Genomic DNA, 11,498 nt, shown 5'->3' on the forward strand with positions numbered 1-11,498 from the left:
ATTAATTGAATCAGATAAAATTCCTTATAGCTAGAACTAATATCTCAATCATTGAATTTGCTAATTTATAGGTAACTTAATTATTATTCATTTGTTTCTCCCCATACCTTATTTTTTTAAAAATGAGATCTGGAAAATTGCACCTATTTTCCGCAGGAACATAAAAGCTTTTATTCATTGATTAGTGCAGGTATTCTTTTCACACGTTCAAGATGCAGAACGTTTTCCATCCATTTTGTTAGTATAATAGTTGGTGAATCCAAAAATAAGCGGAGCAAATATAAGGATTGGAATGACCCATATAATTAAACTGACAGATTCAATTTGAAGAAGTCTTGGTGCACCAAAGACGGCAAATGCAGTAACGGTTGCGATACAGCATGATAGCATACCTATTATATGTTCCACTATCCAATGAGATCTTCTGGTTGGAGCAGACAGCCAATATTGCAGTTGGATTCCTCCCAAAAACACACCTATAATAGGGAAAAACTTCAATAACGGAAAATCAATCTTCCAACCGTATATGCTAATTGCGATACCAAAGGTAAGTAATAGTATCGGAAAAAACAAATCAATCACATGCTTGTGAGTATTTCGGCGTCTTTTATATCGAAGGACGCGTAAGCCATACCATACAGCCCCTCCACTTAAAATAGCAATAAAAATCAGAAACCAAGAAAATGGAACATCCTCTGCGTGAAATGACGGATCCAAAGCAAGGCGATAAATCCCCATATATAATGCTGAAATGGATACAATGCTCATGGCAACCACATATACCCAACCACTACGTCGATGCGTCTTTCTCCCTTTCTTCGTAACTATTGGAACCCAAAACACACATAATGCCAAATATCCCCCTAAAACATGAAACCACCGAGCAACCATAAACATAAACTCCATCAATTCTCATCCCCCTTACAGGATACATTTACATATTCTAAAATTTTTTTAATAAACGAGTCATATAGCTAATTTTATATAGACTTCTAGTTTTCATGAAGTACGTTCATACCGCAAAATTCTCCTGGCCAAGGGAATCTTATTTTTGTGTCAGGAAATTGAACATGAGAAACAGTAAGCTGTATTTCTTATAAGTCGATACCCTATTTTTCCTACTAAAAATGTTCCCTGCCAAAATTTTTTATTGGCAGGGTTTTTGGCAGAGAACTATATTATTTTTAATCAATATGTCCGTTTTAAATTAGGGTAAATGCTGTTAAATCAGCATTCCCACTTCAAATTAAGTTGTAGTTTTATTCCCATCAAATAGGATTAACAAAACCTACAAAGTGCTATTGTATTTCCTCAATCGGCACATTCTTTATATGTGTTGCAATCCACCAAATGTGCCCAAAGGGATCTATTACACCTCCACGTCGATCGCCTTCAATATGATCTTCTACGGGCTCCAGTTCCTTTGCTCCTGCATCAATAGCTTGTGCAAAAAGTGCATCTGCGTCCTCAACATAGAGAAAAATATGCATCCCAGCTCCTTTAAGAGACTGGGGGCTCTGCATAATCGGGTATGCTGGAAACTCATCAGCAATCATGATTGGTGAATCACCGATTTTGATTTCTGCATGCTGAATTTTACCGCTGTTATCTGTAACACGCATCTGTTCAGTAGCTCCAAATGCCTTTTTATAAAATGAAATGGCAGCTGTTGCATCTTTGATAATCATGTACGGTGTCACTGTGTGGTATCCTGCTGGAATGCCTTTTGTATTCGATGTCATGAAATATTCCTCCAATGAATTTAAATTTGGATACAATTATTCCAAAGAAACAGGTCAGATATTGGGAATGATTGCATCAAATTTATTCTAAATTACGGTGGAATGAATTGTATTGTAAAAAAATGACCCTATTTAAGTGGAACGTGATTTTGTTGTTTCTCTTGATTCATGTGGTAGACTGTTGGGCTAAGACCAGAAAATGCACGAAAATCGTGGATGAAATGGGCCTGATCATAATAACCGCAAGTTAACGCAAATGTTGTCCAATCAATTTGCTCTCCCTCATTAATGAGCTGAAGTACATTCTGAAAACGTTGGATGCGGTAAAATTGTTTGGGTGTCATTCCCACTGCTTCCTTGAATACCTGAATAAAACGGCGTGAACTCAAACTAATTTGATTAGTCACATCAGCAATTTTTAACTGATAAGGGAAATCCTGAAATTTCTTTAACGCGAAGACAACTGCTGGATGAAGAGCCGAGGCTTGATTTATCATCTCCAATAAGTAATGTTCAAGAACTCTAAATTTGGCAGCTGGCATTTCAACTTCAAGAAGCTGATCTCGCATTTCGACCGCTTTTGCCCCCCAAAGTGTTTCTAGAGATACGTGCCTATTATATAATTCATTGGCTGATATATTAAGCAATGGAAAAGCACCACCTGGCTTAAAGTGAATCCCTATTGTGGAAGCTTGACATGCTGTGTCGATAACAGTAAAATCTGAATGCGGTCCAGAAATCACGCTCCCACGAAAACTTTTGAATCGGTCCTGATTCTTTTGATCGTATACCTTTATCAAGTCCTCTTCTAGATTGATAACTAATTCCATAGAGCCGTCTGGAAGGACGCGTTCCATTTCATGAGGCGGCTTATAACTTTTGTAATACCAAAAAATATTTATAAAATTCGACAAGGGAGGCGGGGGGTTGTAGGTTCGAAAAACAACCATAGCAATCACTACCTTTAATTTATTCTAAAAAAACCATTATTGTTGGCTTGGAATAAAGTTCGATCAACAATGTAATTTAAATCCTTATTTTTTAGGATATTCGGATTATTTGGTAGAAAAGGACTTATAATTAACCCTTTTCCATTTTCTTAATAAGTGTAGAAAAATCAAGTTGCCTGTTATGACGTGATAACAGGACTTTTTATTTTACAAACTTATCTTACTGATAAGTAATATTATTAAATACCTTCACCCTTATAAAAGGAATTTGTAAGTTTCAACCCTTCTTCTCATCGACCACATTTGCTCTCCCCATAATTTCCTGTACTATTGAACCTTTTGCATCCGCATAGTCTTGGACATGTTTCCATTTACGGTGAGCTAAGTTACGCTTTACGTTTGCATACTTATCTCGATCGGAATGGTTAATTCTTAGCCAATTGCGAAACCGCAACATTCGGTCGATCTCAGATGAGCCTTTACTAAATACGTGTAAATTAATATCTGTATCGGGGCCTTTAAAAAGTCGGTGTTGAAACCAATCTGGTTCTCGAATACGTAAAGTATAGCCGTCTTCCTCCAAGTCAGGAACATAAGCACTTTCGTCAGCAGAATCCTTCACAACCAATAGAATATCAATAATTGGCTTAGCACATAAACCTGGCACTGAAGTTGATCCAACGTGCTCCAATTGAAGTACTTTTTTACCAAGTATGGAATAAATTCTTTTAGCCTCTCGGTCAAATAACTTCGGCCATTTCGGATCATAGTCAAGGAGTGTAATTTGTGCATCGTGAGGTTTTAGCTCTCCAACCATTACTTCTTGCAGTTTTTCTTCATTTTTAGATTTTAAATTATCGTGCATCAAAGTCAATTAAATCTCCCTCCATTTCGATTTTTAATAGCATTCAAACGTACCGCACTTTTCAACATACCACCCATGGAAATATATCTAGCCACTTCAAGATAAACAATATGATAGATAATATTCATCCATAGTGTTCTTGTATACTTTTTATATAGCTGTAGAGCAATTCCAAAAGTAAAGAGAAGTATAAAATAATCTATAGTTATTGTAAATGGCTCATCAAAGAAATTGACGCCAATGCCACCACTGTAATCGGTAAACAAATGAAGATTAAAGGTTGCAAAATCAATTCAATTGACTTTCATTACAGAGTGTTTCTAAATGATAACGGATTACTTCCTTCACCTTTTCTGGAGAGTAGACATCAGGTCTTAACAGAGCATGAATGGACAATCCATCAATTAATGCCGCTAGCCTACTTTTTTCTAATTTTACATTAGTTGAATCAGATAAAATCCCTTTTAGGACTAATATCTCAATCATTGAATTTGCTAATTCATATGTACCGTTAGTCATTTCATCTTTCTTTTCTTTTAATGTATCACTTGTAAGTGACTGAAGTGCAAGAATCCACCAAACACTCGTTTCGATTTTCTTTTCTTCATCAATTGGTACAAGCTCCAATAAAACCTCTTCGACAGCCTGCAATGGATTTTCTGACCAACTTTTACTTTGAGATCGTTTTTTACCTTCTTCCAGATAGTAATCCATGATAAATAATAACATTTCATCCTTAGTTGAAAAGTAATGTCTTAACGCTCCAGCAGACATGCCTGCTTCAATCGCAACTCTTCTTATGGAGGCTTTTTCTGTTCCCTCTTTCTTAATTATATTCCAAGCGGCTTCAGCAATTGACTTTCTCTTTTTTTCATGATTAACAATCCTTGGCATAAAAATCACTTCCTTTTATTAACACAGTGTGTTATTATATTTTTAACACACTGTGCTATTTAAATTATAACATATAAAAAGGAGGGACTCTACATTTGATTGAAAGTATTGAAGCATTGATGCCTTCTTCATCAATAGACACATCGATAGCTTTGCTAATTATTTCTATTTGCGCATTAATTGATATATTAAGTCCTGGTGTACTTGCTGTAACAGCTTATTTATTATTGACACAGCCTAATCAATTATCTTCTCGCTTGCTTGTTTTTTTATTTATTACGCAGTTTGGCTACTTCGTAGTGGGCTTATTCCTATACTTTGGTGGAGATTCATTATTGAAAGGAATTGGAAAATTATCTGAATTTGACTTTATCAATTGGTTTTATCTCCTTTTTGGAGCAGTTATTGTTCTAATTAGCTTCTGTAAACCAAATGATACTACAAAAAAACGTTTAATTTCATTTATACCCCAAAAAACAACGATGAAAGGGATGATCATATTAGGTATCATTGTTTTTCTAATTGAATTTGTAACTGCATTGCCTTACTTTTATTCCATTTTGTTAATGAATCACCTAACAATTGAGTCTTCCTCTTCTATCTTTATTATAATTGGCTACAATCTTGTAATGGTGCTTCCTTCTCTTCTTTTGTTAGGGGTTAATATTATGTTTAAAGAGAGACTGCAACAATTTCTAAATAAAATTAAATCAAAATTAAATGAAGCTCCGATTTCCTCACTCTTGGTAGCGATAGGAGTAGTAGGTGCGGTTTTTTTCAATATCGGTCTTAGAGGCATATTAAATTAAAAAATTATTAATGAGGTGTTCATCATGAAAGAAATAATCAGTGGACTTGGTCTACTTTTTGTTATACAGGGAGTAGGCGGATTAATCAATCATTTGACTAATGGTGGAAAAAGTTGGTTTTTGGTAAATTATATTAATGCGTTTCAGGGATTTGAAATTGTTATGGACATTATTTTTATTATAGTTGGTGGGATCATAGGTTTAGCCTCTTGGAAAATAGACAGATCAACTAAAAGAGAAAATTAAATATAGAGCAAATTGGACGGTTTATACATAGCCGTCCAGTTTGGCGGATACTCCGTTGAAATATATTTTTAAATATTTATAGAGAGGAACATAAGAATTATTATGAATTCAAGACATATAGGGAGCTCGTCTTCCCAAAAGGAAGAACGATTATCCTTTATTGATAACCTAAGAGGAGCTCTTACAGTTTTGGTTGTGCTACATCATTTGGTGTACTTTTCCATCTATAACGATGTATTAACACAAGGGTCTATTGGGGTTGTAATGGGCCTTTTATTCCTTGCTTTTAATCAGACTTTCTTTATGGGGACATTTTTTCTTATTTCTGGTTACTTTGTCCCTTCATCTTTTGAAAGTAATGGGGCAACTCGGTTTATCAAAGATAGATCTGTCCGATTCCTAATCCCATTTATCTTCTATATTTTCATTCTTAGCCAAGCTCAAGCAATTGAAGCCTATATACTTAACCAAGAGCCATTTACATGGCAAACCTATTTTTCACATTTAACTTACGGGCCTATGTGGTACGTCGAGCTACTTTTCGTATTCGTTTGTTTATACGCAGTTTGGGCGAAGTTTATGAGTAAAAATAAGCTATCAGTAGTTCGTCAGAGTAAGCCACCCACCTACACAATGCTTGCCATCTTTGTCATGATATTAGCAGTATCGTATTTCATCATAAGACTGTGGGTCCCTGCTCTCGACTTGCCAGGCGGATCTCCCAAGGTTCGAGCATTCGTTGGACTATTTACAGCAAGCGGCTATGATCTCCCACAATATGTCGGGCTATTCATTTTAGGCATCATCGCTTATCAACGCAATTGGTTTCGAAATACCCCTGATTCTATGGGGAGGGCGGGTTTTGGAATTGCAATTGGAGCATCGATTCTTCTCCTTCCCTTAGTCTTGATATTTTGGGTAGACGAATTACAGTTTTCTGGCGGCTGGAACTGGGCATCTTTGGTTTATTCTCTGTGGGAAGCTCTATTTTGTGTTGGCGTCATTCTCGGATTAATCATATTCTTTCGCAAAAGAGTTTCTCGTCAAGGAAAAAGTTGGAGCTTCTTGTCAGCCCATTCCTTCGTGATTTATATCATTCATATACCGATTATCGCTATTGTTATTGCTGGATTGAAGGTCATCCACTTTCCACCATCCTTCATGTTTCTAGCTATGATTCTGATCACGTTACCACTTTGCTTCTTGTTAAGTTATATAATTAAGCAGATTCCCTTTGTGTCAAAGATTCTTTAGGGATGGTGAGTATTAAAGAAGAAAAGAGGATACGACGATAATCATATCTGCCCTTATGCTTCTCAAAATAGAACTAATGAGCCTTTTCCACTTGGAATTTTTATCTGAGTGCTCAAAAGTATTAATTTTATAATAATAAGTGTTACGTGGAATACCGGAAATTTTGAGTAATGTCTTCACAGGATAATCGTGCCTTAGCTCATATATTACTTTTACTTTTTGTTTTGTCGTAATTTGTTTTCTTTTTGAACTAAGGCTTTCCACTTTTTTAAATAGAATTTTCCATTTAATAAAATGTATAAATTTTTACTCCCACCTGGCTTATGTTCAGTTGGGCTTTTTTGTATTTAATGAATATTTTTTAAAATATTGCTCTTATTTTTGGCATTTCATAAAAAATCTTGTTGAAGGTTATGAAAGGGGAAATCATCACCCACCTTTGCAGTTGCGAAGGGAGAGGAAATGCATGATAGAACCAGATCGTACCGAGTGGCAAGTTCGCTGTGCATTTAATGCTTTTTGTAAACGTGTACTGAAGAATGAAGCAATCAATATTTTCAACGAAAGACAACAACGACAAGCAAAGGAGATGACATTTTCTGATCTCACACCACAAGAAGAAAATCAACTCTATACCTTAGATCAGCAATATGAAGGAGAAGAAGGACAAAGTTTTCAAGTGGTTGGAAAGAAAATAACTCCGAAATTACTCGCTGAAGCGTTGCGTACTTTGCCAATAGAAAAGCGTAAGACAGTCCTACTATACTATTTTTTTGATAAATCAGATGTAGAAATAGCCGAACTACTAGAGATTCCTCGTAGTACGGTTCAGTATAGACGGACAAGCTCTTTTAAAAGGTTAAAGCGATTTTTGGAGGAACATGCAGATGACTGGGATGATTGATGCTAACACAAAAGACAACGAATGTGGCTTATTACCGTATCCAATTATTTTAGCTGCAAATAAGGGTGATCCAGAAGCGATGAATTACGTTATTTTGCATTATGGAAGCTATATGGCAAGTTTGTCTATGCGTAAACTTTATGATGAGCGTGGTAATACGTATTGGGGCATTGATGTAGACACACATGATCGTTTACGTTCGAAGCTTATGCAGGGCATTTTAGCTTTCAAGATTTGATTACATGGTTAAGTTTTCCCTTTCACATATATTGTTCTTTGACAAAGAAAGCACGGAAGATAACGCCGTGCAGTATAGACCGAAAATCAGATACGTTCTACTGATGATGAGCCACTTGATTCATACGCCATGACTTTCGATAGAAACGAGCGATTATCTATGGGTCTAATACAATCGTGGTGGATTGCTGGCGATAACCCATCAGTATGGATAATGATACTCCTCTACCGTCATGGTTCGAACGTTCAAAGCGTCGCAAGCTATGAGTAGAGCTGGAAGGAATACTTGCAGGGGTGAAATTCCCGTGGAGCTGTACCAACAGCCGTCTGATTTTTAATTAATTATAGGGGGGCGTGTTTTTTGAAACAGGATTTGATTCTTTATAGTATACAAATTGCTATGTTAAAACAACTGCTAACCCGTAATTTGATTACCAAGAAAGAATATTACATGGTTAAAAATAAATTAATGAAAGAATATGGCATTATTTCTGATATTACAGACTGAATTGTGTTTCTATTGGCGATACATTTTGTATAGGAGTTATCATATTTCCAATCATTCGATTTTTTGTTGTTAGAAGATTTAAGGATGTTCAATTTGATCTTCAATAATATAATCGGTCTAGATTCCAGAGTAATGAGGATTTTTTTAACAAAGGAATACATGAAAAAACACCTCCCGAACCGAACATTCGAGAGATGTTTCGCCCTTATTTGTTTACAATGCGATTGTACGTATTAACAGTTAATACGTAATAGACTGCATAGATAATAACAAAGAAGACTATAGCCATTAGAATAGGGAAAATAAGATTGATTCCAATGAGATTAGAAATAAAGTTGCTAGTAAAGTACAATGCCACACAACTGTGCAATATTCCTATGGTTAGTGGCAATCCAAACACAAATAATGACTGCCTTTTGATTGATTTACGTATATCCTTTTTATTGACACCGATTTTTCTAAGGATTTCATAGTGTCCTTTCGCCTCATTCGCTTCTGTTAACTGTTTGAAATAAATGATACTTCCAGTTGCTGCTAAAAATACTAGCCCCAAAAATCCGAAAATAAAGAGAGTAATTGCGTTTCCTTCTTTACCTTGCTTATACTCCGTATAAAATGATGAAGAAACTTGAAAATCGTTTCCAACCAGTTTATTTACTTTCTTTGATGTGGCTTGTGCCGTTACTTCATTTTCCACTTCATACACTTTATAAGTTAATGGAGCCTCTTTTTTGGCTATCTCAGCAAACATTTCGTTACTGACTACTAGAAAGAAATCGGGATAATCGAAAGGTAGCACATTACTTTCAACCATATGAACAAATGGCAGTTCGTTGCTTCCTTGATGCAATTGAATCGTTATATTTTCTCCTTTAAAAACCGACTTCGTATATTCAGTAAACCTTGGCTGGATTACTGCTGCTTGATTTCCTGATAGTGAGACTGTTTCATCCTTATTTAAAGCATTCGCTACTTTATTAAATGTACTTTCTGAGATTAATTTCACAGGATTTATGTCATAATCCAGTTGAAATGAGAGTATTCCTTTTACCTGAATGACGGGTATGTCTAGTTGGGCTTTTATTGGATGTCGATGATCTGCTTTTATTATGCTCTCCACCTGCGAATCAAATTCTGGACCTTTTGACAAATGCGAATAGCTGAATGGAACAACTTCCTTAGCTCTTTTTTCGTTGCTGTAATACCCACTGTAAGTTGCACCTAAGAAACAGATCGTAGCAGCACTCAACAATGCAATGACTGTAAAGGTACGTGCATTCCCTCTAATACGAAACAGTAAACGAGATGTTTCAATTATTCTAGTTCCTCTGTAATAACGCGACTTATTTTTTTGTGATAATCTTAATAAATAGACCGTTACAGATCGAAAAAATAAATGGGTGCCAATGACGAGAGCAACAAAAGCAATACCATAATTTTTTATTAAATATTCCGTAGTAAATTCGTCAGGAAATGGTTTTAATATCAGCCAGTAACTAACGACAAGAAATATAACTCCGATAACAGCCGTAATAAGTGAAACCTTTGGAATTTGTTCTCCTTTTTTCTCATCATAGAATAATTCGATTAATGTAAAACGATAAATCAAACGGTAACCTTGAACGGAAGTGAATAAAATAATGACCATAAAGACTATGACTGTTTGGGTAATCGCTAGAATAGAAATACCGAAGTCCACCTCGGCAATTGAACCCATAAGTTTTATTAAAATCATTGCAAATAATTTGGAAAGTAAGGTTCCAAGAATAATTCCAATAACTATTGCAATGATTCCCATAATCAAATTTTCATAAAACAACATTTTTGCAATGGTTTTCTTGCGTAAACCAAGTATGGCGTACAATCCGACTTCTTTCTTCCTTTTTCTTGTGAAGAATGAATTGGAGTACAAAATAAAGATTGCTACGAATAAAATTAAGATAATTGATGATACCCCAAACATGAAACTCATTGTATCCGACAATTCAATGCTTTCCTGAATTTTTTCGCTATATTGCAAGGAAGTGAACGTATAATAAATAACCATGCTGAAGACGAGTGTAACAAAATAGACAAAATAATTATTGAAATTACCTTTAATATTTTTCCTTGCTAAACTAAATAACGTCATTTGCCCCACCCCCCAGTGCGGATAGAACATCCAATACCTTGTTGAAAAATTCTTTGCGGGATCTTTTCCCTTTTACAAGTTCTGTGAAGATTTTACCGTCTTTAATAAATAGGACGCGATTACAATAACTTGCCGCATAAGCATCATGGGTAACCATTAAAATTGTTGCCTTGTCTTGTTCATTAAGATCCTTTAAACTTTCTAATAAGTCTGTTGCTGATTTCGAATCCAACGCACCTGTTGGTTCATCTGCCAATATTAGGTTTGGCTTTGAAATAATCGCGCGTGATGCTGCCGTGCGTTGCTTTTGTCCCCCAGAAATTTGGTACGGGTACTTATTTAAAATGTCGCGAATGCCAAACTTATCTGCCACTTCATCTGCTCTTCGTTCCAATTCCTCAACGTTCAATTTTGCCAAGGCTAACGGCAAGATAATATTTTCTTTCACAGTTAGAGTATCTAATAAATTATAGTCTTGGAAAAGGAAACCAAGTTTGTCACGGCGAAAGGCAGATAATTGCTCTTCATTCATCTTTGTCAAATTGATTCCGTCAACCACGATGTCACCAGCAGTCGGCTCGTCAATTGTTGCCAATATATTTAGTAAAGTTGATTTACCAGCACCCGAGGGACCCATAATACCGACGAATTCACCTTCCATGACGGTTAAGTCTATATCCTCCAAAGCTGAAAATACATTTCCCTTTGCACCATAGACTTTTTTTATTTGTTTTGCTTCGACAATAGTTTTCATATTTAAATCCTCCATTCAGAATAGTTTTGTTTTATGTTTTTATTTTACAATAGCTGCTCTTTATATAAACTTACAGCTTGATCTCGTAACCTTACATTTTCGTCACATTGATAAAAAATATATTAAACACGATGTTTTCTTTGTATGTTGGTCGATATTCAATTAATATGATGTTACAGAAGGATGATTGTTTGGAGGGAAGAG

13 protein-coding genes are annotated in these 11,498 nt (G+C 35.5%); 6 read left to right on the top strand and 7 right to left on the bottom strand.

Annotated features, from left to right (window positions below):
* Positions 1-207 precede the first annotated feature (207 nt).
* The 5 genes from F1560_RS01190 to F1560_RS01210 form a co-directional block, all read right to left on the bottom strand.
* Complete coding sequence (locus F1560_RS01190; protein WP_149472889.1) at positions 208-906, bottom strand: DUF2306 domain-containing protein; 699 nt, start codon at positions 904-906, stop codon at positions 208-210.
* Between the two features lie 392 nt (positions 907-1,298).
* Complete coding sequence (locus tag F1560_RS01195) at positions 1,299-1,742, bottom strand: VOC family protein (RefSeq protein ID WP_149472852.1); 444 nt, start codon at positions 1,740-1,742, stop codon at positions 1,299-1,301.
* A gap of 128 nt (positions 1,743-1,870) precedes the next feature.
* Complete coding sequence (locus F1560_RS01200) at positions 1,871-2,692, bottom strand: helix-turn-helix domain-containing protein (protein ID WP_149472853.1); 822 nt, start codon at positions 2,690-2,692, stop codon at positions 1,871-1,873.
* Between the two features lie 277 nt (positions 2,693-2,969).
* Positions 2,970-3,557, bottom strand: coding sequence for a GrpB family protein (locus F1560_RS01205; RefSeq protein ID WP_149472890.1), 588 nt, complete (start codon positions 3,555-3,557; stop codon positions 2,970-2,972).
* Positions 3,558-3,845: 288 nt separating this feature from the next.
* Positions 3,846-4,451, bottom strand: a complete 606-nt coding sequence (locus F1560_RS01210; RefSeq protein WP_010097529.1) for a TetR/AcrR family transcriptional regulator — start codon at positions 4,449-4,451, stop codon at positions 3,846-3,848.
* Positions 4,452-4,546: 95 nt separating this feature from the next.
* Here F1560_RS01210 and F1560_RS01215 point away from each other — a divergent pair, with 95 nt between their 5' ends.
* From F1560_RS01215 to F1560_RS01240, 6 genes are all read left to right on the top strand, one after another.
* Entirely contained in the window at positions 4,547-5,260 is a 714-nt protein-coding gene (locus F1560_RS01215; protein WP_091775541.1) for a GAP family protein, read from the top strand.
* A 24-nt stretch (positions 5,261-5,284) separates the two neighbouring features.
* Positions 5,285-5,506 (top strand): hypothetical protein, encoded by a 222-nt coding sequence (locus F1560_RS01220; RefSeq protein ID WP_010097533.1) that lies wholly within the window; start codon positions 5,285-5,287, stop codon positions 5,504-5,506.
* Positions 5,507-5,608: 102 nt separating this feature from the next.
* Positions 5,609-6,760, top strand: coding sequence for an acyltransferase family protein (locus tag F1560_RS01225; RefSeq protein WP_149472854.1), 1,152 nt, complete (start codon positions 5,609-5,611; stop codon positions 6,758-6,760).
* Positions 6,761-7,226: 466 nt separating this feature from the next.
* Positions 7,227-7,664 (top strand): RNA polymerase sigma factor, encoded by a 438-nt coding sequence (locus F1560_RS01230; protein WP_149472855.1) that lies wholly within the window; start codon positions 7,227-7,229, stop codon positions 7,662-7,664.
* Entirely contained in the window at positions 7,648-7,902 is a 255-nt protein-coding gene (locus F1560_RS01235) for a helix-turn-helix domain-containing protein (RefSeq protein WP_017795849.1), read from the top strand. The genes F1560_RS01230 and F1560_RS01235 overlap by 17 nt, the downstream gene beginning before the upstream one ends.
* A gap of 360 nt (positions 7,903-8,262) precedes the next feature.
* Positions 8,263-8,409 carry a hypothetical protein gene (locus F1560_RS01240; protein WP_017795848.1) on the top strand — a complete coding sequence of 49 codons (147 nt, stop codon included), beginning with the start codon at positions 8,263-8,265 and terminating at the stop codon, positions 8,407-8,409.
* Between the two features lie 205 nt (positions 8,410-8,614).
* Here F1560_RS01240 and F1560_RS01245 read toward each other — a convergent pair whose 3' ends face one another.
* Together F1560_RS01245 and drcA are read right to left on the bottom strand one after the other, a co-directional pair.
* On the bottom strand, positions 8,615-10,540 hold the full coding sequence (locus F1560_RS01245) for an ABC transporter permease (protein WP_149472856.1): 1,926 nt from the start codon (positions 10,538-10,540) through the stop codon (positions 8,615-8,617).
* A complete protein-coding gene (drcA, locus tag F1560_RS01250) occupies positions 10,527-11,294 on the bottom strand; it encodes a daptomycin efflux ABC transporter ATP-binding protein DrcA (RefSeq protein ID WP_017795846.1) in 768 nt (255 codons plus the stop codon). The genes F1560_RS01245 and drcA overlap by 14 nt, the downstream gene beginning before the upstream one ends.
* Positions 11,295-11,498: the final 204 nt, after the last annotated feature.

It is taken from the genome of Oceanobacillus polygoni, assembly GCF_008304605.1.
Taxonomy (GTDB): Bacteria; Bacillota; Bacilli; order Bacillales; family Amphibacillaceae; genus Oceanobacillus; species Oceanobacillus polygoni.

Coding starts and splice junctions, on each gene's coding strand:
- F1560_RS01225 (WP_149472854.1), top strand. CDS start 5,609: ATGAATTCAAGACATATAGGGAGCTCGTCTTCCCAAAAGGAAGAACGA.
- F1560_RS01205 (WP_149472890.1), bottom strand. CDS start 3,557: ATGCACGATAATTTAAAATCTAAAAATGAAGAAAAACTGCAAGAAGTA.
- F1560_RS01245 (WP_149472856.1), bottom strand. CDS start 10,540: ATGACGTTATTTAGTTTAGCAAGGAAAAATATTAAAGGTAATTTCAAT.
- F1560_RS01210 (WP_010097529.1), bottom strand. CDS start 4,451: ATGCCAAGGATTGTTAATCATGAAAAAAAGAGAAAGTCAATTGCTGAA.
- F1560_RS01195 (WP_149472852.1), bottom strand. CDS start 1,742: ATGACATCGAATACAAAAGGCATTCCAGCAGGATACCACACAGTGACA.
- F1560_RS01190 (WP_149472889.1), bottom strand. CDS start 906: ATGGAGTTTATGTTTATGGTTGCTCGGTGGTTTCATGTTTTAGGGGGA.
- F1560_RS01235 (WP_017795849.1), top strand. CDS start 7,648: ATGACTGGGATGATTGATGCTAACACAAAAGACAACGAATGTGGCTTA.
- drcA (WP_017795846.1), bottom strand. CDS start 11,294: ATGAAAACTATTGTCGAAGCAAAACAAATAAAAAAAGTCTATGGTGCA.
- F1560_RS01200 (WP_149472853.1), bottom strand. CDS start 2,692: ATGGTTGTTTTTCGAACCTACAACCCCCCGCCTCCCTTGTCGAATTTT.
- F1560_RS01220 (WP_010097533.1), top strand. CDS start 5,285: ATGAAAGAAATAATCAGTGGACTTGGTCTACTTTTTGTTATACAGGGA.
- F1560_RS01230 (WP_149472855.1), top strand. CDS start 7,227: ATGATAGAACCAGATCGTACCGAGTGGCAAGTTCGCTGTGCATTTAAT.